Source organism: Flavobacterium sp. CS20 (assembly GCF_018080005.1).
Taxonomy (GTDB): Bacteria; Bacteroidota; Bacteroidia; order Flavobacteriales; family Flavobacteriaceae; genus Psychroflexus.
Genome location: NZ_CP073015.1, coordinates 2,525,495 through 2,549,813 on the forward strand (window position 1 = coordinate 2,525,495; position 24,319 = coordinate 2,549,813).

General features: G+C 35.9%; 20 protein-coding genes, 1 tRNA gene and 4 pseudogenes. 9 read left to right on the plus strand and 16 right to left on the minus strand.

Annotated features, from left to right (window positions below; all coding sequences use genetic code 11):
* From IGB25_RS12005 to IGB25_RS12070, 14 genes and pseudogenes are all read right to left on the minus strand, one after another.
* Window positions 1–360, minus strand: a pseudogene (locus tag IGB25_RS12005) (STAS/SEC14 domain-containing protein).
* A complete protein-coding gene (locus IGB25_RS12010; RefSeq protein ID WP_211065209.1) occupies window positions 357–821 on the minus strand; it encodes a Fur family transcriptional regulator in 465 nt (154 codons plus the stop codon). The pseudogene IGB25_RS12005 and the gene IGB25_RS12010 overlap by 4 nt, the downstream one beginning before the upstream one ends.
* Window positions 822–830: 9 nt before the next feature.
* Window positions 831–1,247, minus strand: a complete 417-nt coding sequence (locus IGB25_RS12015) for a Fur family transcriptional regulator (protein ID WP_027885450.1) — start codon at window positions 1,245–1,247, stop codon at window positions 831–833.
* A gap of 15 nt (window positions 1,248–1,262) precedes the next feature.
* Complete coding sequence (locus IGB25_RS12020) at window positions 1,263–1,601, minus strand: P-II family nitrogen regulator (RefSeq protein WP_009778856.1); 339 nt, start codon at window positions 1,599–1,601, stop codon at window positions 1,263–1,265.
* A 96-nt stretch (window positions 1,602–1,697) separates the two neighbouring features.
* Window positions 1,698–2,920, minus strand: a pseudogene (locus IGB25_RS12025) (efflux RND transporter periplasmic adaptor subunit).
* Window positions 2,921–2,976: 56 nt separating this feature from the next.
* Window positions 2,977–7,406 (minus strand): annotated as a pseudogene (locus IGB25_RS12030) (CusA/CzcA family heavy metal efflux RND transporter).
* Between the two features lie 118 nt (window positions 7,407–7,524).
* On the minus strand, window positions 7,525–7,920 hold the full coding sequence (locus IGB25_RS12035; protein ID WP_247653508.1) for a hypothetical protein: 396 nt from the start codon (window positions 7,918–7,920) through the stop codon (window positions 7,525–7,527).
* Between the two features lie 73 nt (window positions 7,921–7,993).
* Window positions 7,994–8,242, minus strand: a complete 249-nt coding sequence (locus IGB25_RS12040; RefSeq protein WP_211065210.1) for a hypothetical protein — start codon at window positions 8,240–8,242, stop codon at window positions 7,994–7,996.
* Entirely contained in the window at window positions 8,239–9,510 is a 1,272-nt protein-coding gene (locus tag IGB25_RS12045) for an IS1634 family transposase (protein ID WP_371815989.1), read from the minus strand. The genes IGB25_RS12040 and IGB25_RS12045 overlap by 4 nt, the downstream gene beginning before the upstream one ends.
* Window positions 9,483–9,746, minus strand: coding sequence for a hypothetical protein (locus tag IGB25_RS12050; protein WP_211065212.1), 264 nt, complete (start codon window positions 9,744–9,746; stop codon window positions 9,483–9,485). The genes IGB25_RS12045 and IGB25_RS12050 overlap by 28 nt, the downstream gene beginning before the upstream one ends.
* Before the next feature lie 253 nt (window positions 9,747–9,999).
* Complete coding sequence (locus tag IGB25_RS12055) at window positions 10,000–10,251, minus strand: GIY-YIG nuclease family protein (RefSeq protein WP_247653510.1); 252 nt, start codon at window positions 10,249–10,251, stop codon at window positions 10,000–10,002.
* Between the two features lie 49 nt (window positions 10,252–10,300).
* Window positions 10,301–10,372: transfer RNA gene (locus IGB25_RS12060), tRNA-Met, on the minus strand.
* A gap of 957 nt (window positions 10,373–11,329) precedes the next feature.
* Window positions 11,330–11,659, minus strand: a complete 330-nt coding sequence (locus IGB25_RS12065) for a MerR family transcriptional regulator (RefSeq protein WP_211065213.1) — start codon at window positions 11,657–11,659, stop codon at window positions 11,330–11,332.
* Window positions 11,659–12,636 carry a M23 family metallopeptidase gene (locus IGB25_RS12070; RefSeq protein ID WP_211065214.1) on the minus strand — a complete coding sequence of 326 codons (978 nt, stop codon included), beginning with the start codon at window positions 12,634–12,636 and terminating at the stop codon, window positions 11,659–11,661. Before IGB25_RS12070 ends, IGB25_RS12065 begins: the two co-directional genes overlap by 1 nt.
* A 90-nt stretch (window positions 12,637–12,726) precedes the next feature.
* Between IGB25_RS12070 and alaS the strand changes: the two genes are divergently transcribed.
* The 5 genes from alaS (at window position 12,727) to IGB25_RS12095 (ending at window position 17,596) form a co-directional block, all read left to right on the plus strand.
* A complete protein-coding gene (alaS, locus tag IGB25_RS12075) occupies window positions 12,727–15,333 on the plus strand; it encodes an alanine--tRNA ligase (RefSeq protein WP_211065215.1) in 2,607 nt (868 codons plus the stop codon).
* Between the two features lie 2 nt (window positions 15,334–15,335).
* Window positions 15,336–15,860, plus strand: coding sequence for a metallophosphoesterase (locus tag IGB25_RS12080; RefSeq protein WP_211065216.1), 525 nt, complete (start codon window positions 15,336–15,338; stop codon window positions 15,858–15,860).
* Entirely contained in the window at window positions 15,857–16,729 is an 873-nt protein-coding gene (locus IGB25_RS12085) for a PPK2 family polyphosphate kinase (protein WP_211065217.1), read from the plus strand. The genes IGB25_RS12080 and IGB25_RS12085 overlap by 4 nt, the downstream gene beginning before the upstream one ends.
* Window positions 16,730–16,836: 107 nt before the next feature.
* Window positions 16,837–17,076 (plus strand): hypothetical protein, encoded by a 240-nt coding sequence (locus IGB25_RS12090; RefSeq protein ID WP_211065218.1) that lies wholly within the window; start codon window positions 16,837–16,839, stop codon window positions 17,074–17,076.
* Window positions 17,066–17,596 carry a Smr/MutS family protein gene (locus tag IGB25_RS12095; RefSeq protein WP_247653511.1) on the plus strand — a complete coding sequence of 177 codons (531 nt, stop codon included), beginning with the start codon at window positions 17,066–17,068 and terminating at the stop codon, window positions 17,594–17,596. The genes IGB25_RS12090 and IGB25_RS12095 overlap by 11 nt, the downstream gene beginning before the upstream one ends.
* Here IGB25_RS12095 and IGB25_RS12100 read toward each other — a convergent pair.
* Entirely contained in the window at window positions 17,590–18,615 is a 1,026-nt protein-coding gene (locus IGB25_RS12100) for a hypothetical protein (protein ID WP_211065220.1), read from the minus strand. The two genes, IGB25_RS12095 and IGB25_RS12100, sit on opposite strands and share 7 nt — an antisense overlap.
* 183 nt (window positions 18,616–18,798) lie before the next feature.
* Here IGB25_RS12100 and IGB25_RS12105 point away from each other — a divergent pair, with 183 nt between their 5' ends.
* The 4 genes and pseudogenes from IGB25_RS12105 (at window position 18,799) to pdeM (ending at window position 21,820) form a co-directional block, all read left to right on the plus strand.
* The gene (locus IGB25_RS12105; protein ID WP_211065221.1) at window positions 18,799–19,962 is read left to right on the plus strand and encodes a cysteine desulfurase family protein; all 1,164 of its coding nucleotides are present in this window, start codon (window positions 18,799–18,801) and stop codon (window positions 19,960–19,962) included.
* A gap of 91 nt (window positions 19,963–20,053) precedes the next feature.
* A pseudogene (locus IGB25_RS12110) lies at window positions 20,054–20,242 on the plus strand (biotin synthase); the annotation flags it as partial.
* A 71-nt stretch (window positions 20,243–20,313) separates the two neighbouring features.
* Complete coding sequence (locus IGB25_RS12115) at window positions 20,314–21,186, plus strand: cupin-like domain-containing protein (protein ID WP_211065222.1); 873 nt, start codon at window positions 20,314–20,316, stop codon at window positions 21,184–21,186.
* Between the two features lie 4 nt (window positions 21,187–21,190).
* Entirely contained in the window at window positions 21,191–21,820 is a 630-nt protein-coding gene (gene pdeM, locus IGB25_RS12120) for a ligase-associated DNA damage response endonuclease PdeM (protein ID WP_211065223.1), read from the plus strand.
* Between the two features lie 226 nt (window positions 21,821–22,046).
* Here pdeM and IGB25_RS12125 read toward each other — a convergent pair whose 3' ends face one another.
* On the minus strand, window positions 22,047–24,299 hold the full coding sequence (locus IGB25_RS12125) for a M1 family metallopeptidase (protein ID WP_211066915.1): 2,253 nt from the start codon (window positions 24,297–24,299) through the stop codon (window positions 22,047–22,049).
* Window positions 24,300–24,319 lie beyond the last annotated feature (20 nt).

Below are 24,319 nucleotides of genomic sequence, written 5' to 3' on the forward strand. Positions count from 1 at the left end.
CTATTGGTTTAATATCCATCTTTTAGCTTCTTCCTTTTCGGTAAAGTCGAAATATTTAACTTCCGAGCTTGTAAAAAAATCAGTGGCTTTAGCGACCCATTCCTGCCATTCTTTTTACTCCACAAAGGCTATCTTTCCATAATCTGAAATATGGGCGGTATCAACTTTTAAATCTTCCCATAAGCCTTTGAGATCGTAGCCCTTAAAGTTAACTAGTTCAAAAAAGAAATTCACCTTATTTCCATTTTTGACAATATTATGTATCAAAGGATGGATTTTCTCTATATCCTCTTTAGTAATCTTACCGCTTATTGAAGCGGATATCAAATTGCTTTTTTCGACATTTTTGATTCGTATCATTGTTTTAAGTTTTTATGAGCAGATTGGTCTATGTTATATTTTAGCTTCTTTGCTTTTTGGCATTTTACACATGCCCCCTTCAAAACTAAATTTACTTCGGTTATTTCGTATTTGTCAGGTAAATTTTCCTGTGGAACTTTATTGGGCAAACAGAAGGTTTCTTTGCAATTCATACAGTGAAGGTGTAAGTGTAGATCCAGCGAATTCTTATCAGAATATGCATATTTTGCGGTAGCCGTACCGTCATCAATTTGATGTATAATCCCTTTCTTTTGAAATAATTTTATACTCCGATAAATTGTTGTTCTATCTCGTGTATGTTTACTTTTTTTAACGAAAGCCGTTTCTATTTCCCTTAATGTTACAGCATAAAACTTTCTTTTGAGATATTTATAAATAAATAATCTCATTTTGGTAGGTCTAATCCCGTTGTTTCTAAGTGTTTCTTCGGCTTTGGTCATCTCATAAAATTAAACGCCACTACATTTCTCACATATTCCCTTTACTACCAGATTGATATCCTCTGCCACATAGCCTTCGGGCAGGTTTATCTGAGGGATTTTGTGCTCTGTAAGGCACACGGTTTCCCCGCAACTATTGCAATGAAAATGTAAGTGAAGGTCGTTGCCAACCTCGCATTCACAATTGTCTTCGCACAGGGCATATTTAATGATGCCGGTGCCATCCTCAATTTGATGCACGATTCCTTTTTCTTCAAATGTCTTCATAGTACGGAAAAGCGTACTCCTTTCCGAGCTTTCGAAATCCTTTCCAAGGTCGCCTAAGCTAACTGCCACATTCAGTTGTGCCAGCCGTCTATAGGTCATCAGGCGCATTGCCGTAGGGCGGATGCCTTTGCTTTCCAACTTTTTTACTATTTTTTCCATTTGCTATAAAAGTATTTAGGGGTCGTAACGCTTTATGGATTCCCCGGTTTTTATCTGGAAGGCATCTTCAATATCGGAAAGATAAATTATTCCGTCACCGGGTTCAGTTGTTTTTGCATTCTCAAGGATAATATCTATTGCTGATTGTGCTTCTTCGTTTTGACATACCAGTTCTAACTTTACAACCGGACTGTCTGTTACACGGAAATCTAAAGAAGGTGATGCGCCTTTTGCTTTAAAAGCCCCCGTTCCTTCTCCCTGGGAAAGGGTCATACTTTTAAATCCGCTTTCACTAAGAGCTTCAATTACATTTTGAACTCGTTTCGGTTTTATAAATGCTTTTATTTCTTTCATTGCTGTAATATTAATTTTAGTATTAAGGATGAACCCTCTGGAATTTTAATTAAGATAAACATTTAACAGAGAGTCCATCCATCTAATTTTTTTAATTTAATGACCATGGGAAGTCTGGCTTTTCTGCATTTCAGAAACCAGATAATAGGCATTATTATAGGCAACCAACGTACCTTCAGGCAGAGGCTCCAGCAGTTTAATTTCAACCCAACCATCTTCATTTATTCCCGTTCTAACCTGCACTGGTTTCAATTCCCATTCGGTTTCACCATCTTCCTGGTGTTTTTGGGTAGTAAAGATGTAGGGATTTCCTTCTTCTTCAATTATTGCTTCTTCCGGTAAGGCAGGAACAGCTTCTTCACCGATCCTGATTTTTCCGTTTATATACATCCCCGGAATTAGAAAATCTTCTTTATTATCGATTTCTGCATGCACATGTACCGCTTTGGGGTTTTGTTCAAATTGTTTCCCCACTGAATAAATTTCCCCGGTTAAATTACTGCCTGGAACCGATTCCGGTGTAAACGCAATCTTTTGGCCTTCTTTCACCTTATAAATATCTTTTTCAAAAACCATTAGATCGGCATGAACATGTTCATTATCAACTACCATAAACATACTGGTCTGAGGGTCTACATATTGTCCTACCTGTACCAGCATTTTTCAATATAACCTCCAATTGGGCTTACTACCGGAATATATTCATATAATTCACCGTCTCTAACCTGGGAAGCATTTAGGTTTAACTGGCGCAATTGCGATTCGTACCCCCGCACTTCACCTTGTACAGACTGGTAATCTGATTGGGTTTGTTGAAAAGATTTTCCAGATCCTACCTCTGCTTCATATAAACGTTTCTGTCTTTCAAATTCCTTTTCCAAAAATTGCATCCTACTATATGCATTAATATAATCAGACTGCATTCTGGTTAAATTTGGGTGAGAAAGATAAGCCAACACCTGACCTTTATTTACCTTATCCCCCTCAATAACCTTTATAGAAGTTATATTACCGCCTAAAATTGCCGTAACGGTAGCTTCATATTGTGGCGGCACTTCTAACTGGTCATTGGCTTCCACAATACCCGACAAAGCTTTTTTAGGCAAGGTATCTACTTTAATCCCCAGACTATTGAATTTCATTTCTGAAAGATGTACCGAACGCATCCCACCTTCTTCTTCACCGTGTTCTTCATCTCCTTCCTCACCGTGATTTTCACCTTCTTCGGTATTAGTAGTTGCAGTTTCACTGGAAGCATCTTCCCCTGCCGCAGGATTTTCTTTACATCCAAAGAATATGCTGAGCGTTAAGGCAAGCATTAGAATATTTATTGATCTTGTATTCATATCGATTTTCTTATTTTAATTTTTAATTTTTAATTTGAATTCTTAAGGTAATATTCCAGTTGGTAGCGGCTGTCGAGATAATCGTTAAAAGCACTCCAGGCATTTACCTCGATTCTAATGGCATCTCTTATATTTTGGAGAAATGTCACATAATCGATAGCGCCTTCCTTAAAGGTAAGCACTGATCCACCTTGTTGCTCTTTGGCCAGCGGAAGTGCTTCATCCCTATAATAATTCCATGAGTTTCTCCATTTGATGTAGTCTTCACGCATATTTTTATAGGCGGTTTCCAGTTCGATTTTATCCTGATAAAAGTTTTGCTCTGCAATCTGTCTATTTACTTGTGCTTCCTGTATGTATAATTCCATTTAAAAAACAGCGGAATTTGAATTCCTATTTGATATTGGAAGAAACCCGATTGCCCGGCTATTTCCTGCCTACCGTACTGACCCTGAAATTTGGGCAAAAATTCAGATTTTCGTTCTCTGGTAACCGCTTTGGCAACATCTATCCTTTGTTCCGAAACCTGCAGCAACGGATGATTTTCAAGCGACTCTACCAGAAAGTTTAAAGGTTCGTCTAAAGTTTCAACAGGCAAATCTGGTACATCATAGATTGTGTCACTAACGAACCATAGGTTTAAACGCTGTATTGATTTCAGGTAATCTCGGTACGATTGTTCCAGCTGTATTTTAACCTCATTCCCCTGATTTGAAGTAGCAAGATACTCCAGTTTAGAGGTAGCTTCTGTTTCATACCTGATTCGTTTTGCTCTTTCAATGTCTTCAAAAATTGAATCCATTTTCTTATATACCCGATACCTCTTTTTACTTGTATAAACTGAAGCCCAGGCCCTGCTTACTTCACGTTCCACTTCTAAGGTATTTAGTTCTAAAGCATTTTCAGCAAGGGCTACCCTTTCTTTCTGTAATTTCAAACGGGGAGCTATTCCAAAAACATCTATGCCTTGTTGTTGAACACCAATTTGGGTATAGATCCCATCAGAGCCATTTCCTACCTCTTCTTTTCCTGTAAAGATTTGGGTATTCCCAAAATCATAGGCGGTTTTACGCAATACTTCCTCACTTTCAATTTCAAGTTGGGCGACTTTTAATTGTGGAAAGTTTTGGATTGCCATTTCTTTAGCCTCTTCCAAACTAATAGTTTGTAAAGAATCCTGTATTGGATTTTCCGATGACATTTCATCAGATTGTGCATTTACGGAAAAGGTTCCGCCTAACATCAAGCCAATTATCAAAATTGTGGCTAAAGATCGTGAATTGGAAGAACCAAGCTTGTTCTGTTCCTTTTTCTCTCGTCTCTTCTCTACAAATGTATAAAGGACAGGAAGAACAACCAGCGTAAGTAAGGTAGCTGTAAGCATGCCACCAATAACAACCGTAGCAAGGGGTCGTTATATTTCAGCTCCTGCTGACGATGAAAAAGCCATCGGCAGAAATCCAAAAATATCTGTTGTTGCTGTTAACATAATGGGACGTATTCGTTCTTTGGTTCCTGTAAAAATTCTATCTTTTATCTTGGTTACCCCTTCTTCTTTTAAGGAATTAAACCTGTTAATAAGCACCAGCCCGTTTAAAACGGCAACCCCAAACAATACAATGAAGCCTACACCAGCTGAAATACTAAACGGCATATCTCTTAACCAAAGAGCAAATATTCCTCCAATAGCCGCCAGTGGAATGGCTATATAGATCATAATTGATTGGGAAAAAGATTGGAGTGCAAAGTACAGAAGCACGAATATCAGAAATAGAGCGATGGGCACTACTATTTGTAAACGCCCTTTTGCTCTTTGAAGGTTTTCAAACTCCCCACCATAAGTAATGTAATATCCTGGAGGTAAATCTAACTCTTCATCCAATTTTTGCTGGATGTCATTTACCACAGATTCCACATCCCTCCCGCGGGCATTAACTCCCACATAGGTTCTTCTAAAGGTGTTATCCCTGGAAATTTGCATAGGGCCCGGGATATAACTAATATCAGCTACTTCCTTAATCGGAACCTGGGTTCCATCCGGCAGATCTATATAGAGGGTACGTAAATCATCAATGCTTTGGCGGTGCGCCTCATCAAAACGTATTACCATATCAAACCGCTTTTCCCCTTCAAAGATCACTCCGGCCGTTCCTCCGGCAAAAGTCGCACTTATATAATCGTTAATCTTTTCAATGTCCAATCCATATTGCGCAATTTTTTTACGATTAAACCGCACCGTCATTTGTGGAAGACCAGATGTTCGTTCAGGGTTCACATCTCCTACGCCCGGTATAGTCTGTATTATTTCAGCCATTTTATCAGCTTTTTCAGCAAGAAGGTCTAAATCTTCGCCATATAATTTTACCGCAACATCTTCCCTGACCCCGGTAAGCAGTTCATTAAAACGAAGCTCTACAGGCTGGCTAAAAACCAGGTTGACTCCCGTAAGTTCTTCATTAAGTTTCTCTTTGATCTTTTCTATCAATTCCTCTTTAGAACTTGCCGAAGTCCAATTATCCATATCCTTCTCTAATACAATAAACATATCGGCAATATCCATAGGCATTGGATCAGTAGGGATATCGGCAACCCCAATCCTCGCTACGGCGGTTTCTACTTCCGGGAAATTCTCAAGAAGGATATCTTCTATTTTTGTGGAAACATCGATTGTTTCACTCAACCCACTTCCAGGTCTTATTAAAGCCTGCATGGCGATATCCCCTTCATCAAGTTGAGGGACAAATTCCCCTCCCATTCTGGAAAAGATAAAACCGGCTACTATAAGTAAGACAACCGCAGACCCCAATACTATAAACTTCAATCTTAAAGCTCCTTTTAATAAAGGCATGTATCCTTTTTGAATCCCTCCAATAATTTTATCACTAACTTTTTCCAGCCAGCGTTCAAACTTTCCAAACCAGTTCTTTTTATTCTGAATTGGTTTCATAAATAAAGCAGACATCATAGGGACATAGGTAAGGCATAAGAAAATAGCACCTATCATAGCAAAACCAAAAGTAAATGCCATTGGCCGAAACATTTTCCCTTCTACCCCCGTAAGAAAAAGAATGGGCGCAAATACGATAAGAATGATAATTTGTCCAAAAAGAGTAGAACCCATCATCGTACTTCCGGCATCATAGGCTACTTCATCCATTTTAGCCTTATTAAATTTTGTTTTGCCGGAACGCATCCGTTTTTGTATTTCATATACCGTACCCTCAATGATGATCACAGCACCGTCTATAATAATTCCAAAGTCAATAGCTCCCAAACTCATTAGATTGTACCAGACATTAAATTGCTTCATTAATATAAAAGCAAAAAGAAGTGATAAAGGAATGGTCGTAGCGGTTATAAGTCCACCTCTTAAGCTACCTAATAGTATCACCAGGGCAAAAATCACGATTAAAGCACCTTCCAGAAGATTCTGGGTCACAGTACTCGTAGTTCTTTCAATTAAAACACTTCTGTCAAGGAAGGGTTCTATTGATAAACCTTCAGGCAAAGATTGTTCTACCGTCTCCATACGATCCTGAACATTTGCAATTACTTTATTAGGATTTGCACCTTTCAACATGAGCACCATACCGCCAACAGCTTCACGGCCATCCTGGGTAAAAGCACCATAGCGTACCTGGCTACCAAACTGGACCTCTTCAGCTGCATCTCCAATTGTTACAGGCACTCCATTTTCATTCTTGATAACAATAGATTTTATATCATCTAGTGACCTGATTAAACCCTCACCACGGATAAAATTGACCATATTATTTTTTTCTATATATGCACCGCCCGTATTCACATTATTTTTTTGCAGGGCATCGAAGACTTGGGAAATAGAAACGTTTAACGCATTCAGTTTTTCGGGATTAATGGCAATTTCATATTGTTTTATAGAGCCCCCAAATGAATTTACCTCTACTACACCTTCGACGAGGGTCATTTGACGCTTTACGATCCAATCCTGGATGGTACGCAATTCCGTAGGGGAATAAACAGTGTCATACTCTTTTTGTGGCTTTATCGTATATTGATAAATCTACTTCAAGCTTTGTAGTAATGGGTCCATAGCGGGACTTCCAAATTTTTCAGGTATTTGGTCCCTGACTTCGTTTAGTTTTTCCTGAACCAGTTGACGGGGTTTGTAAATGCCCATATCGTCCTCAAAAACAATTGTAACCACGGAAAGACCAAATCGGGAAACAGATCGTATTTCCGTAACCCCAGGTAAATTACCCATCGAAAGTTCAACGGGATAGGTTACAAACTGTTCAATATCTTCAGTGGCAAGATTTGGTGACTGGGTGATCACCTGAACCTGATTGTTAGTAATATCTGGTACCGATCCCAGGTTTACGGTGGACATGGACCAAATACCCATTCCTATAAGCGCTAAGGTAAGTAGCCCAATAATAAATTTATTATTAATGGAAAATGAAATGATTTTGTTAATCATAGAAAATGTATTAATTCAGTTTAAAACTTACGTTACGAATAAGTGCAACGCATTTATATAGCAATGCCTATCTTGAGAAGCATCACGTTAGGATATAGCTATCCTTAAAAAAACTGAATTATACTTTAGGGGGTTGGAAAAGCGATTCCAGATATCTGGAAGTGAAGTTTACTTTATGTAAGTTAAACTGTTTTTTATCTTCAAACTTTAGTCGATTGGTTAAAGCCGAATTGTTGTTCGCAATCATTAACACTAAAGGGTGACAACATTGATTATGGGAATGAACTGGTGTATTCTCCTTATCTGGGTTATTATGATGCCCTTCATTTTTTGCATCATTGTCAATGTAATCTTCGACTACGTATTCAAGGAAAGAGTCTCCATAAACTTTATGGTCTTGATAATGGGTAATAATACTTGAAATTTCTTTAATTGGTCCACAAAAGTCCATATCTATGCTAATTCCCTGAAAAAAGAATAAAATTGACATTGATATGGAAAACAATATTTTCATAAAGTTTGACAAAGATACAAATTAATCGATGCACAGGTTGTGCAAAAACTACGGTTGTTCTTCATTAACTAATTTAGTTGACCTTAAATATAGATTTTGCCTCTCTATAAATCCGTTCAAAATTGAGCTTTAATTCATCGGTTGTAAAATGTTGATGAGGATATGGTATTTCCCTTTTAATCACTTGTAGTTTAAATTGAACTCTTTTATCCTTGCCATCAGCAAAAGTTATAAACTCGCCTTGTTTCAAACGAAAGAAAACATCTGCCCTGCGTTTGGAAACTTCTTTTTCCTGTTTTCGTCGCTGGGACACCCAAATCAAAAATCGAATAGATTTGCAATTTTTTTCTGCTCTTCACTTTTGATGTGAGTTAGATAAGTTATCTCTTTTGTTATTGGATGTTTTATTTTTACCGCATAAATTGTTTTTGCTATGTTGATAGCCTTCTCAGGACTTAATGAAGATTTCTTTTCATTGAGTTGCCTTTCTAGTTCCTTGTGTATTTTATATCTTGCAAAAGCTATGCAAATGTGAGCTTCAATCCTACGCTGAACTCTATGATAGATTGGTATTATTTTCAAGTCTGTCTTAGCTATTCTGAAAGCCTTTTCAATCTTCCATAAATGACTATAATTCTCTAAAATTTCATTTTTATTCAATTTAGCATTAGTTATATAGCCTTTTAGACCATCCCATTTTGCATCTGTTTCAAATTTTGTTTTGTCTATTGAAACTTTTAGCTCTCCATCAAGTTTTAGATATTTATTGTAACCTCTGTTATTGATACTTGACTTGGTTAGTTTTCCTGATCTAATTTTCTTTTCCAGTCTCTTTAATCCCTTTTCTCTATTGTGCTTATCTTTCTTGGCTCTTGAATCGGAATAGCTTATGATAAGTCTCAAATTACCTTTTTCTACAACTGCACTCTCTCCATTTTTAAGTTTTAAAGCTAATATTTTTTCTTTTATAAAGGACTTCTCATTTTTAATTCTAGCTCCAAGAATAAATTCATAACTTTTGCTTTGAAGTTCTTCTATGTTTTTAGAAGAAAGTAGCCCAGAGTCAGCGATGATGACTAATTGATCTAATCCGTATTTTTTCTTAAAACTATCAATGACTGGTAGCATGGTGTGTCCTTCAAATTTATTGCCTTCAAAAATATCGTAAGCCAATGGGTAACCATCTTTGCTAACTAATAACCCTAGCATAATTTGCGGATTTTGATGTTTGCCTTCTTTAGAGAAGCCTGTTTTGCGTAATTCATCTTCGTTATCAATTTCAAAATAAATAGTGGTAACATCATAGAATACTACATTTATTGTTCCATCTAGTATTTTCAAGGTATGATTATAACTAATTTCTTGTATTTGGGATTTGTGTTGTTTATGAAGCTTATCCATGTATCGGTAAACAACTTGAACATCAATAGCTTTATGTTGGTACTTAAAAAGATAATCTGATGTCTTAAGCTTACTAGAAGGGTAGCAAAGTCTAGCAAGAACCAATTGCTTAAATAAATCATGATTAATTTGATTGAACCCAATCTGATTAAAAAGCTTTCCTAAAAGCAGTTCCGGATATAAACAGATATTTCTTCAAGTCCTTGAAGAACAAGTTCTGTGTGCTGTCTATAATCGTTAAAATCTAATTCTTGTGCTCCCGTATAATTTTTTATCCATTGTTTACCTTGTTCATATAGATGGTCAACTTCAATTTTAGTAGCACTGCTGCCAATGGTCTTTAATAAGCGATACTTGCCACTACTTTTGTCAATGACTTGGACGCTAATTACACCGCTTTTATTTTTCTTTTTGCGAACAAACACAGTGCAAATTTACTAAAAAGACACCCTGGGACACCCAAAATGAAGTCAAAAATATCGTAACCAATACGCTTTGAGCAAGTTATGAAATTTAAGATTTTAAATTGTCGAAAACAGGAAAAAGTAAAAATGTTGTACCTATGTTGTACCCAGTCCATAAAAAAAGGGTCTCAATTTCTTGAAACCCTTGTCTTTGCTAGTAACGGGGACTGGACTCGAACCAGCGTCCGCCTCAGGCGGATATGAGCCCGACAAGCTAATAATCATGAATATTGTTTTTCATCCATTTGCGTCCTTTTCCGCTTTTTAAAAACTTTTCTCGTGACATAGCTTCATTTTTGGAATTATAAAATTCTACATGAATTACAACCCAAGGTCTATATCTTATCGTATAGCCTTTCTTTCCTAACGCATTATGAGATTTAAATCTCGAAATCAGGTTAGAGGTGTAACCAACATAATGCTTAGGATATGACAAAGATTTTAATACATAAACGGCGTATTCCATAATGAACCTAAATCAAAAAAAGCTTCACATTTCTGTGAAGCTGATTTAGTAGCGGGGACTGGACTCGAACCAGCGACCTTCGGGTTATGAGCCCGACGAGCTACCTCTGCTCTACCCCGCGATATATTTTTAAAACTTTTTAGTAGCTTTTTCCAATCTCATCTCGAACCAGCGTCCGCCTCAGGCGGATATGAGCCCGACGAGCGGACTTTATGCTGAGCTTGTCGAAGTATGCTACTCTACCCCGCGATATATTTTTAAAACTTTTTAGCTTTTTCCAATCTCATCTCGAACCAGCGTCCGCCTCAGGCGGATATGAGCCCGACGAGCGAACTTTATGCTGAGCTTGTCGAAGTATCTTGCTCTACCCCGCGATATATTTTTAAAACTTTTTAGTACTTTTTCCAATCTCATCTCGAACCAGCGTCCGCCTCAGGCGGATATGAGCCCGACGAGCGGACTTTATGCTGAGCTTGTCGAAGTATGCTACTCTACCCCGCGATATATTTTTAAAACTTTTTAGTACTTTTTCCAATCTCATCTCGAACCAGCGTCCGCCTCAGGCGGATATGAGCCCGACGAGCGAACTTTATGCTGAGCTTGTCGAAGTATCTTGCTCTACCCCGCGATATATTTTTAAAACTTTTTAGTACTTTTTCCAATCTCATCTCGAACCAGCGTCCGCCTTAGGCGGATATGAGCCCGACGAGCGGACTTTATGCTGAGCTTGTCGAAGTATCTGCTCTACCCCGCGATATATTTTTAAAACTTTTTAGTACTTTTTCCAATCTCATCTCGAACCAGCGTCCGCCTCAGGCGGATATGAGCCCGACGAGCGGACTTTATGCTGAGCTTGTCGAAGTATCTTGCTCTACCCCGCGATATATTTTTAAAACTTTTTAGTACTTTTTCCAATCTCATCTCGAACCAGCGTCCGCCTCAGGCGGATATGAGCCCGACGAGCGAACTTTATGCTGAGCTTGTCGAAGTATGCTACTCTACCCCGCGATATATTTTTCTAATTACGGACTGCAAATATAAGAATACTTTTCGTTTTGAACAAAATAATATAAAAGTATTACAACTTAGATTTCAAAGCTTCTAATTCAGATTTGATATGCTTTAATTTTCTGATTAAATCATAGTTGCCTAATGAATTGCCTTTGTGTGTTTTAAGATGTTGCTTTGCCCCATCTAAAGTAAAGCCACGCTCTTTGACCAAATGATAAATCAATTCAAAATATTTAATATCCTTTGGGGTGAATTTCCTATTGCCTTTAGCATTTTTCTTGGGCTTGATGACATCAAATTCTTTTTCCCAAAATCGAATCAAAGACGTATTGACACCAAAGGCTTTGGCAACTTCACCTATATTGTAATACAGTTTTTGTGGTAGGTCAACTTTCATTAATCTAAAGATTGATTTTCTAATGCAGAATTATTCATCATAGCTTCATAATCTTCAGCTGATAAATCGTTGTAATAAAAATAAATAGGGTTAACATGATGACCATTTTTCAACACTTCATAATGTAAATGCGGAGCAGTAGAAGACCCTGTATCACCAACATATCCTATAATTTCACCACGTTTAACCCGTTGGACTCTATGTACAATAATTTTACTCATATGCCCGTATAGCGTTTCATAATTAAACCCATGGTCTAAAATTAAGTGTTTACCATAACCTCTTCTTGATATTTTAATCTCTTTTACTCTTGCATTTCCTGTTGCAAAAATTGGCGTGCCTTCTGGTGCTGAAAAATCCATTCCCGTATGCATTTTTCTGATTTTATAAATCGGGTGCATTCTCATCCCATAACCAGAAGCTAAACGGTTCAAATCTTCATTTTTAACAGGTTGAATAGCTGGTATTGAAGCTAAGAGTTCTTCTTTGTTTAATGCATATTCAACAATTTCATCTAAAGATTTTGACTGAACCACAACTCGCTTTTTAAGTTGGTCTAAACGCTTTTTAGTTTTAATAATAATTTCTGAATTCTTATACCGCTCAAGATCTTTATATCGATTTACTCCACCAAAACCCGATTTTCGTTGTTCTTCAGAAATTGGATCGGCTTCAAAATATACCCGATAAATTTTATTGTCTCGTTCTTCTATATTTTCTAAAACACTTGTAATTTCCTCCATTTCTCTATTCATCATTTCATATTGAAATTTCATTTGTTCAAGCTCATGCTTATAAGCTTTCTCTTTTGGGGTTTCTATTCCAGGAATATTCAGATATACAATCAACAATAATATACTGGACACTAAAGTCCCAAGAACAAACAAAAGCGTCAGTCCAAAGGTTTTACCTTTTTTACGTTCTATCTTACGGTATGAAAGTGTTTCCGTATCGTAATAATATTTTACCTTTCGCATTCTTAAATTTATATTACTTTTGCGTAACCGCTATTAAACATTGCAAATATAATAAAATTCAATACTTATTCGGGTTAAGCCATATTGCCTATGAATTCAAAAGAAATCAAAGCCAAGTTTTTCGACTTTTTTAAACATAAAAATCACAATTTTGTGGCTTCTGCACCAATCGTTCTTAAAGACGATCCGACTTTGATGTTCACCAACGCTGGAATGAATCAGTTTAAGTCTATTTTTTTAGGAACTGAAAACATTGAGTATTCCAGAGTTTATAACACTCAAAAATGCTTGAGAGTTTCAGGTAAGCACAACGACCTTGAAGAAGTTGGCAAAGACCATTATCACCACACTATGTTTGAGATGTTGGGCAATTGGAGCTTTGGCGATTACTTTAAAAAAGAAGCCATTGAATGGGCTTGGGAGCTTTTGACTAAAGTCTATAAAATTGATGCCGAAAACTTATACGTTACTGTTTTTGAAGGTTACCAAAAAGACGGATTAGAAAAAGATCAAGAGGCTTTTGATATATGGAAAACCATTGTTAGTGACAATCAAATTGTTCTCGGTAATAAAAAAGACAATTTCTGGGAAATGGGCGAACAAGGACCGTGTGGACCCTCGTCTGAAATTCATATCGACTTAAGGTCAGAAGCCGATAAAAAAGCGATTCCTGCTAAAAGCTTAATCAATAAAGACCATCCTGAAGTCATTGAAATTTGGAATCTTGTCTTTATCCAGTTCAACAGAAAAGCCAACGGTTCTTTAGAAAATTTACCTCAACGACACGTCGATACAGGTATGGGGTTTGAACGTTTATGTCGTGTGCTTCAAAATAAAACATCTAACTACGACACTGATATTTTTCAGCCTATTATTAAAATTATAGAAAAAATATCTAATCACAATTACGGCACAAATAAAGAGACAGACATTGCCATAAGAGTCATTGCTGACCATATCCGAGCCGTGACATTTTGTATTGCCGACGGACAATTGCCCTCAAGCAATGGTGCAGGTTATGTAGTCAGACGTATTCTCAGGCGAGCCGTGCGTTATGCTTACACATTTTTAAACATAAGTAAACCGTTTATGTTTGAATTGGTTGAAGTTTTAAATCAACAACTCGGAAAAGACTATCCAGAATTAACCAAGCAAAAAACACTTTGCCAACGCGTCATTAAAGAAGAAGAGCAAAGCTTCCTCAACACTTTATCTCAAGGTTTAAAACGCCTTGAAGATATCATTAAAGAAAGTCAATCTAAAATCATTTCAGGTCAAAAAGCCTTTGAACTGTTTGATACATATGGTTTTCCTATCGATTTAACAGCTTTGATTTTAAATGAAAAAGGTTTTGATTACGACGAAAACGAATTCAAATCGGCTTTAGAGCGACAAAAAAAACGCTCTCAATCGGCTTCTGAAAGTCAAACGGATGATTGGACGGTTGTTGAAAATAATAAAGGAAATGAATTTGTAGGTTATGATAACTTAAAAACTACTTCAAAAATTTTAAAATACCGCAGTTTTAAAACCAAAAAAGAAGGTCAACGTTTTCAAATTGTGTTGGATCAAACACCTTTTTATCCTGAAGGTGGTGGACAAGTTGGCGATCGCGGACAATTTATGTTTGACAATGAAAATATCGACGTTTTAGATACCAAAAAAGAACACGGTGATATCATTCATATCACAAAAAAATTACCCTCAAATTTAAAACAGAGCTTTACCGCCAAGGTCAATGCTGAAAAACGCTTTCTTTCAGCTTGTAATCATTCTGCAACGCATTTGTTACATCACGCTTTAAGAGAAATTTTAGGCCATCACGTCGAGCAAAAAGGCTCATTAGTCAATGACAAATATTTGCGTTTTGATTTCTCTCATTTCGAAAAACTGAGCCCTGATGAGCTTTCCTCAATTGAGCAAAAAGTCAACAATCAGATTTCGGAACACATCGCTTTAGAAGAAAATCGCAATGCTGATTTTGAACAAGCTAAAGCCCAAGGAGCAATGGCTTTGTTTGGCGAAAAATACGGCGACAAAGTTCGCACTATAAAATTTGGAAATTCTATTGAACTCTGCGGAGGCACACACGTTGCAAATACAGCTGAAATATGGTATTTCAAAATCACGAGTCAATCTTCTGTAGCTTCTGGTGTAAGACGGGTTGAGGCTATTACCAACAAAGCGACCAAACAGTATTTAGAAGAAAAAGATACTGAAATTCAAAAAATATTAGATTTACTCGGGTCAAATCAACAACCCGTTCAGCAAATTGAAAAGCTACTTCAAGACATAGAAAATCTTAAAAATGAAAATCAAACATTACTCCAAGACAAGGCCAAAACCATAAAATCTGAATTAAAGAGTTCTGCTGAAACGATTAATGATGTTAATTTCATCGCTAAGCAAGTCGATTTAGATGCCAAGGCTATAAAAGATGTTGCCTTTCAACTCGCTGGCGAAATGGATAATCTGTTTTTAGTTTTAGGTTCTAATCAAAATGGAAAAGCTATTTTAGGTTGTTATATTTCTAAAAATTTAGTTGAACAAAACAATTACAATGCTGGACAAATTATTCGTGAACTCGGCAAATATATTCAAGGTGGTGGCGGTGGTCAAGCCTTTTATGCAACTGCAGGTGGCAAAAATCCTGACGGCATACCAAAAGCATTAGAAGAAGTCAAATCTTATCTATAAGTATGGGTTTAAAAATTTTGTTGTTAAGCGACACACATTCCTACATGGATGAAAAAATTCTGAAATACGTCAAAGAAGCCGATGAAGTCTGGCACGCTGGTGATATTGGCGATCTTAAAGTCACTGATGCGATAGAAAAAGACACCAAACTCCGAGCCGTTTATGGCAATATAGATAGCCACGAAATTCGATCGTGTTTTCCTTTACATCAACAATTTAAAATTGACGATTTAAAAATTTGGATCACACATATTGGTGGTTATCCAAAACACTACAACCCACGAATCAAACCTCAATTAGAAGCCAATCCACCTGATGTATTTATTTGCGGACATTCACATATCCTTAAAGTGATGCAAGACAAAAAACTCAAACTTTTGCATCTCAATCCAGGTGCAGTGGGCAAACACGGCTTTCATCAAAAAAGAACAATGTTGCGTTTTCAAATCAATCATTCTAAAATCGAAAACTTAGAAGTGGTTGATTTTGGCAACAGGGGCATTATCTCACAAAAGAACAACCAATGAAAAACATTGACATCAAAGACTTTAGCATTCAACCAGAAATTAAGTTGTCAGAACTTCCAACGCGTATAGATTTAGAAGCTAAAACATCAAAAATCGAAAAAAAACTTCAAAAAACGCGAAGAAATTTGAGCGAAATGCAAAACAAACTTTACGCTCATAGCAAATACAGCGTTTTGATTTGTATTCAAGGAATGGACACCTCTGGAAAAGATAGTTTAATCCGAGAAGTCTTTAAGGATTTTAATGTTAGAGGTGTGAATTGCTACAGTTTTAAAAAACCGACACTTTTAGAGCTTCAGCAAGATTTTTTGTGGCGACACTACAAGCGACTTCCTGCACGTGGTAAATATGCCGTTTTTAATCGTTCTCATTATGAAAATGTCTTGATTTCAAGAGTTCATCCTAAAATTGTGCTTAATGAAAATTTGCCACACATCAATCAAGTTGAAGATCTTAATGAAGAATTTTGGAATAAAAGGCTAAGACAAATCAATCAGTTTGAACAAATCATTGCCGAAAACGGCACCATCATTTTTAAATTTTTCCTGAACATTTCAAAAGACGAGCAAAAAAATAGATTGCTCAGACGACTCAATAAACCACACAAAAATTGGAAATTCGCCCCAGAAGATATCGAAGAAAGGCAGTTATGGCTAAAATATATTTCAGCCTACGAAAAAGCTATCAACTCCACTTCAAAATCATATGCACCTTGGTATAACATCCCTAGCAACGATAAACCCACAGCGAGATATATCGTTGCTAAAATTTTAGAAGAACGAATGTCAACTTACACTGATATTCAATATCCAACATCTGACCTTGAGCAAAACATCAAATTCTATAAAGACAAACTCAAGGCAGAATAGCCTGATGTTTCCAATATTTGTTTTGATACAACTTTCTAAAAATTTATCTTACTTCACAAACTATTTGTTTGACCCAAATAAATTCGCTTAACTTTGTAATAAAAAACATGCCTAATATCAATGCATCAAAACAGAGTTTTAATACACTAATCATTCTCATTGGTGCAGGTTTATTGTTATATGATTTTATCGCAAAACCCAACGAAATATATTTTAAAATCGCAGGATTAGTTATTTTAATGTTTGGACTGTATAAATCAACTCAACAATGGACCAGCGACAACAAAACTGATGACAACGAAAACTCAACTGAAGAAGACGACAAGCCTAAGAATGATGAAGCCTGATTTTGAAATAGGAGATACTGTTGAAACTATAGATGATAATATCAAAGGCGTTGTGATTTCAATTGAAAATCAATTAGTTAAAATTTTATCTGAAGACGATTTTGAACTGACTTTCCAAGCCCACGAACTCATTAAAATTACCGAAAAAGGTTTAAGCATTAAAACTGACGACCTTAAAAAGGTACTCCAACAAGAACTTCACACCAATAGAAAAATACCAATTAAAAAAGAAAAGCATACAAACAAAATAGAAATCGATTTGCACATTCACGAATTGATTGACGATGCCAGACATTTGTCTAATTTTGAAATTTTAAACATTCAGCTTAACAAAGCCAAGCAACAACTCGAATGGGCTATGGATAAACGCATTAAATATGTTGTTTTTATTCACGGTGTTGGTCAAGGCGTATTAAAAGCCGAATTACAAACTTTGTTTAGACGCTATGAAAACTTAGAATTTTATGATGCCGACTACCAAACTTACGGCGTTGGTGCTACAGAAGTATGTATTTATTGACATATATTACTGACCTCATCTTCACTAACAACGGAATCATTAAAAGGTAAATCTTGTGAAGCAGAAGTTTGAAATCTTCCCATAATAAAATTGGTAAAACTCAAACTCTCACTTGTATTTAGATTTTCAAATGTGATATCCGTAAAAACAACTTGGGTAAAAAAACTGCGAGTTATTCTGTTGCGTTTTACCACATTAACTTCAAAACTATCAGTGATATTGGGGTTAAGATAATTGGCTAAACCATCAGCATTTAAGTCGTTATCAGGATTAAGAGCTGGATTTTCAGGATCTTCACAAGCATTCAAATCTTCATTTTTTGTAAGTACGCCGTCGCCATCATCATCGTTGTCTAAGTAGTTTGGAACGCCATCATTATCAGTATCTACATAAACCACATCGCCGTTTTCATCGGTTATCACATTGCCATTATCATCAAGGGCTTCAAGTTCTTCGCTTGCAGTTAATACATTATCATTGTCATCATCAGTATCTATAAAATTTGGGATGCCATCGCCATCAGAATCATCGTTAAATAAATTGCCGTCACCATTAATGTCTTCAAGTTCTGCAGGAATACCATCATTATCATCTTGATTAGAAATTCTTATTTCTAATACAGCCATTCCGCCCGTCGTACTCACAAATTCTTCATTAACTTGTGGTGAGCTTGGTGGGATTTCCTGACAGAAATAATCAGCCCCATTAGTTCCTGAGCTCAATTTTCTATAAACCACCTTATTGTCAGAACTGATTGGAATTTCAAGAGTTTCAGTTGTTTCAAGTCCTGTAAACGTCCCATCAAAATCTGCATTTGGAAATCGAAATGAAATGGCTTCATTGGTCTCTGGGTCGATAAAATATAAAACATTAATATTATTTTGTTGACAAAGAGATAGATTAGTGTTTTCGTCAAAATTAAATGAACTCACAATCACATTGCCATCATCACAAGAGATTAAAAAATTTATGGCAACAATAATTATTAAAAAATGATATTTGAATTTACTGAATTTCAATTGTTTTATTTTTTTTACAAACTTAAAGTTTTTTAGTTATCTCTGCTTTAGGTTTTAGGTTTTTAAAACATTTAAAATTATATATAATTTTTCGCATAAGAATTAGCAATTTATGAATTAAAACGATTTTAGTTTTAAAATCCTTAATTTTGCAAGTATTAATTCAATTTAGAAGCCATAAATATGAAAAACATATATTTTGATAGTGCGACAACGTCTCAAATGCGTGATGAAGTCATTGAAGCTATGAGTCAAAGTATGCAAGAATGTTACGGCAATCCTTCATCAACTCACGCCTTTGGTCGTAAAGCCAAGTCAAAAATTGAAGCTTGCCGAAAAGATATTGCTAAAACTTTAAGGGTTACGCCTGGCGAAATTATATTTACATCTGGTGGCACCGAAGCCGACAATATGGTATTGAAATGTGCTGTTTTTGACCTTGACGTCCAACGCATCATCACTTCCAGAATTGAACATCACGCTGTGCTTAACACTGCTCAATTTTTAGAAGCTCAAGCCAATATTAAAGTTGAATATGTCAATTTAGACCAAAACGGACAAGTCGATTTAAATCATCTCGAAAAGCTTTTGGCTGACGATTCACACAAAACTTTAGTGAGTTTGATGCACATCAATAATGAAATTGGTAATAAATTAGATTTAAAAACTGTATCAGATTTGTGCCAAAATCACGATGCACTTTTGCATTCTGACACTGTTCAATCTATTGGTCATTTTGAAATTGATTTAGAAGATTGTCCTTTAGATTTTCTGGCTGTTAGCGCTCACAAATTTCACGGGCTAAAAGGTGTAGGTTTTGCCTATATCAACAAGAAACACAGGCTGGCATCATTAATTCAAGGTGGCGAGCAAGAACGCGGTCATCGTGCTGGTACTGAAAATGTGTCAGGCATTATTGGGTTGCACAAAGCTTTTAATCTTGCTTATGAAAATTTAAAAACTGAAAGTGCTTATATAAAAGAACTTAAACGTTACTTTATCCAAAAGTTAGAAGTGCATATTGATGGAATTATGTTTAATGGCTTGTGCAAAGATTTAGACCAAAGCACTTATACAGTTATCAACTTCAGCCTGCCAATTTCAGAAGCTAAAGCTGGCATGTTATTGTTTCAACTCGACTTAAAAGGCATAGCTTGCTCACAAGGCAGTGCTTGCCAAAGCGGAAGCCAACAAGGTTCTTTTGTTCTTAATGAAATTTACGGTGCTGAAAAAGCCAAAACACCTTCACTTCGATTTTCGCTGTCACACTACAACACTAAAGAAGAAATAGATTATGCAGTTGAGGTGCTTTCTGAGTTTGTGAAAACGGATAAAGTGGAGTTGTAGAAAGCTCACTTAATTGATATTTCTTCAAATGTTAGGTTTGAGCCTTGTTTTTCGTAAATTTGATTTTTATTTTTTTTAAATTTAACTTAATATGATTAAGCATAACTGGACGCGTTCAGAAATTCTTGACATCTATCACAAACCTTTAATGGAGTTGATGCACCAAGTGGCGAGTATTCACCATAAACATCACAATCCCAATACGATTCGAGTTTCAACATTATTGTCTATCAAAACAGGTGGTTGCCCAGAAGATTGTGGGTATTGTCATCAAGTAGCTCACAAAATTGAACGTAACGAAGAAGCTAAAAAACACATCAAAAAGCTATTGTCTAATTTTTAAATTTGAAAATGATTCAAAAACTCAATACTCAACTTGTTGAACGGGTTAAAAACATATCAGCACAAGATTTTATTCAACACTACGTCAAGCCACAAAAACCTGTAGTGATTGAAAACTTAATTGAAGATTGGCCAGCAAAAGAATTATGGTCACTTGATTATTTTAAGGTCATAGCGGGAGATTTAGAAGTGCCACTTTATGATTCAAGACCTGTTACATCAGAGTTCAAGTATAATGAGCCACAGGCTAAAATGAAGATGTCTGAATATATTGATTTACTACAAAGTCAACCCACAGATTTACGTTTGTTTTTATTTAACCTTATCAAAGAACGACCAAAATTACAAGAGCATATCAAAATGCCTGATGTAGGATTAAAATTGTTTAAAGATTTACCTTTCCTCTTTATAGGTGGGCAAAACTCAAAAGTGTTTATGCATTACGATATTGATTTAGCCAATATTTTACATATTCATTTAAAAGGAGAAAAACAATGTCTAATTTTTCCACCATCAGAAACCAAATATCTTTATAAAGTTCCAAATTCATTAGTGACCAACGACGACATAGATTTTACTAATCCTGATTTTGAAACCTATCCTGCTTTGGCTTATGCAAAAGGCTACACCACAAACTTATCCTCAGGCGAAACGCTATATATGCCCGAAGGTTATTGGCATCATATGCATTATATAACTCCTGGATTCTCTATAAGTCTTAGAGCCTTAGCACGCAAACCTAAACATCTTGGTAAAGCTGTTTACAATATTATTGTTATGCGGAGTATAGAAAACTTGATGCGAAAATGGAAAGGTGATAAGTGGCTTAAAGCTAAACAAAAAGCTTCTATCATAAATACGCACAAATCTTTGAATTTGTAAAACTTTGGAGTTACAATTATTACAAAATAATTTTATATTACATCAATACGGTTCTCTGTTTTGGAAAGAGCAAAATATGCTAATTGTAGCCGACTTACATCTCGGCAAAATTGAGGGTTTCAGAAAACATGCTAATGCTATACCAAATTTATCCAATGCAGTAGATTATATTCATTTAGAGCAAAATATCACCCAATTTTTACCTCAAAAAGTTGTTTTTATAGGCGATTTATTCCATTCCACACTCAACAAATCTTGGTCTATTTTTCAAGCTTGGGTACAACACCAACCTGTTGAATTTGTATTAATTTCTGGAAATAAAGATTTTAACCCTGTTACGCATTTTCAAGATTTAGGTTTTCAAATTGCACAACAGCTTGATATTTCTGACTTTCGCTTAACTCACAAGCCTGAAGATACAGACGAATTGTTCAACATTTGTGGATACATTCATCCTGGTTATAAATTGCGTAGCAAAACCAAACAACAACTCAACCTTCCATGCTTTTATCAAAAGTCAAATCAGCTTATTCTGCCAGCTTACGGTAGCATTTCGGGCAATAGCAATATCACACCCAAAAACGACGAGCACATTTACGTATTATCAGACCAAAGTGTTGAACAAGTTGTTTAGAAAAAATTTATGTTTCTAAAAAAAACGAATTGACAACAGTTTTGTTTTCATTATAAAGCATAGTTTCGATACGCCCAACAAATTTTGGGTTTCTGCGTTTTACTTCGAAAAATCACTCAATTTGACGGTTTTATTTAATTGAGTGATTTAAATCGAACTCACGTTAATTAATCTAATTTTTCTGATTTTCAAACTCTTCAAATTCGCTTTTGTTTTGTTCTCTTGGCTAAGAATTGTTTGACACATCAATATCAGCGGTTTCTAAATTAGGGTCTAACTGGATATTGGTGATTTTCTTTTGACTACCGATGGTTTTTGAGATTTGATTGTCGTTTTTTCTCCACACTTGAACAGGGTATTTTTTCAATTCTTTACTGCCATCTTCATAGGTGTATTCAACGATGACTGGCATGACCAAACCGCCAGGTTTATTGAATGTGATCTCATAAAAATATTTAGGCAATTCTTTAAGATTACGGCGTTCTTCGGCAGTAAAATTATCCATCAAGAAAGTTTTGAGATTTTGAGAATTTTTTAAGTTATCTTCAGAAGATGCAGATGCTTTAGCTTCTTCAGAATCGGCTGGGACAACATAGACTAAACCTTTGAGTTTAGGATTGTTTTCTGGTTCAGTAATACCAAATTGTGCAAAGTATTCTTTACCTTCTTTGGTGATTTTATCGGTAAGTTTATAGGTTTTTACGTCTTTAATACCAATATCAACATAATCTGTAGTATAAAACCAACCTCTCCAAAACCAGTCTAAATCAATCGCTGAGGCGTCTTCCATAGTTCTAAAAAAGTCTTCAGGTGTTGGGTGTTTAAACATCCAACGTTGGGCATATGTTTTGAATGCATAGTCAAATTTTTCAGGTCCCATAACGGTTTCTCTTAATATATTGAGAGCTGTTGCAGGTTTGCCATAAGCGTTGTTTCCTAACTGATACACTTGTTCTGGATTGGACATGATAGGGGTCATAAAATCTTGAGAGCCTTTCATATAATCAACAATTTTGAATGGGAAACCACGTCTTGATGGATAGACATTATTGTCATTTAAAAGCTCAGGATAGTCTTTTCCCATTTGTTGCTCGGTTAAAAATTCGACAAAAGAATTGATCCCTTCGTCCATCCAACCCCATTGACGCTCATCGCTATTGACTATCATTGGAAAGAAATTATGACCTACTTCATGAATGATTACGCCAAGCATTCTATACCGGGTTTCATCGCTATAAGATCCATCTTCATTTGGTCTTCCAAAATTAAAACATATCATTGGGTATTCCATACCTATACTTTTACCGTGTACCGAAACCGCCTTATGATAAGGGTAATCAAAAGTATGTTTGCTGTAAGTTTTTAAGGTTTCGGCAACAGCTTTGGTTGACCACTCTTCCCACAATGGATTGCCTTCTTTGGGATAAACTGAAACTGCCATAGCGGTTTTGCTACCAACTTTGACATTCATCATATCGAGAATATATTTACGTGAAGAAGTGAAAGCAAAATCTCTGACATTTTCAGCTTTATAAGTCCATGTTTTGGTGTTTTTCGTTTTAGTTTTTTCGTTTTCTCGGGCTTCTTCTTCAGTAACAATGACGACGGGTTTATCAAAAGATTTCAAGGCTTTTTCGTAGCGTTGCATCATTTGTTTAGAATATACTTTTTTGCGATTTTGAAGTTTGCCAGTGGCTTCAACAATATGGTCTGCGGGAACCGTGATATTGACTTCGTAATTGCCAAAAGGCAAAGCAAACTCGCCAGAACCCCAAAATTGGTAATTTTGCCAACCTTCTACGTCGTTGTAAACTGCCATTCTCGGAAAAAATTGAGCAATAATAAACATGGCATTATCCTCTTCTTCAAAATTTTCATAACCTGAACGGCCACCATCTTTTAATCTGTTATTGATTTTATAATTCCATTTGATATCAAAGGTAAAACTTTCGCCAGGTGCTAAGTTTTCACTCATTTCAACCCTCATCATGGTTTGGTTAATGCTATAAGGCAAAGGCTTGCCATCTTTAGAAACGTTTTCAATATTAAAACCGCCATCAAATGGTTCGTCCATATATTCTGAAACAATTGAGCTTGGTCTTAAAACAGGGTTGAACCCACTGCCATTTTTATCTTTAGCCGGACTGTCTTTTTTTCTGATATTTTGGTCGAGTTGAACCCAGAGATATTCCAAATCATCGGGTGAATTGTTGGTGTAGGTAATGGTTTCTTCTCCAAATATTTCTTTGGTATTTTCATCAAGCCTGATGTCCATTTTATAATCGGCTGTGTTTTGATAATACGCTGGACCAGGTGCACCAGAAGCTGTTCGGTATTGGTTTGGCGTTGAAAATTCTTGGTAAAGTTGTCTGAATTTGTTTTGGTTGGTGTGACCTTCTTCTTTTTGGGGTTGTTCTTGTGCATAAAAATTAAAACTCACGAGAAGTCCTAATAGCAAAAGCAAATTGCGTTTTATCATCATATTAATTGTATTTTAAT

Coding starts and splice junctions, on each gene's coding strand:
- IGB25_RS12010 (WP_211065209.1), bottom strand. CDS start 821: ATGACCAAAGCCGAAGAAACACTTAGAAACAACGGGATTAGACCTACC.
- IGB25_RS12015 (WP_027885450.1), bottom strand. CDS start 1,247: ATGGAAAAAATAGTAAAAAAGTTGGAAAGCAAAGGCATCCGCCCTACG.
- IGB25_RS12020 (WP_009778856.1), bottom strand. CDS start 1,601: ATGAAAGAAATAAAAGCATTTATAAAACCGAAACGAGTTCAAAATGTA.
- IGB25_RS12035 (WP_247653508.1), bottom strand. CDS start 7,920: ATGAAAATATTGTTTTCCATATCAATGTCAATTTTATTCTTTTTTCAG.
- IGB25_RS12055 (WP_247653510.1), bottom strand. CDS start 10,251: ATGGAATACGCCGTTTATGTATTAAAATCTTTGTCATATCCTAAGCAT.
- IGB25_RS12065 (WP_211065213.1), bottom strand. CDS start 11,659: ATGAAAGTTGACCTACCACAAAAACTGTATTACAATATAGGTGAAGTT.
- IGB25_RS12070 (WP_211065214.1), bottom strand. CDS start 12,636: ATGCGAAAGGTAAAATATTATTACGATACGGAAACACTTTCATACCGT.
- alaS (WP_211065215.1), top strand. CDS start 12,727: ATGAATTCAAAAGAAATCAAAGCCAAGTTTTTCGACTTTTTTAAACAT.
- IGB25_RS12080 (WP_211065216.1), top strand. CDS start 15,336: ATGGGTTTAAAAATTTTGTTGTTAAGCGACACACATTCCTACATGGAT.
- IGB25_RS12085 (WP_211065217.1), top strand. CDS start 15,857: ATGAAAAACATTGACATCAAAGACTTTAGCATTCAACCAGAAATTAAG.
- IGB25_RS12090 (WP_211065218.1), top strand. CDS start 16,837: ATGCCTAATATCAATGCATCAAAACAGAGTTTTAATACACTAATCATT.
- IGB25_RS12095 (WP_247653511.1), top strand. CDS start 17,066: ATGAAGCCTGATTTTGAAATAGGAGATACTGTTGAAACTATAGATGAT.
- IGB25_RS12105 (WP_211065221.1), top strand. CDS start 18,799: ATGAAAAACATATATTTTGATAGTGCGACAACGTCTCAAATGCGTGAT.
- IGB25_RS12115 (WP_211065222.1), top strand. CDS start 20,314: ATGATTCAAAAACTCAATACTCAACTTGTTGAACGGGTTAAAAACATA.
- IGB25_RS12125 (WP_211066915.1), bottom strand. CDS start 24,299: ATGATAAAACGCAATTTGCTTTTGCTATTAGGACTTCTCGTGAGTTTT.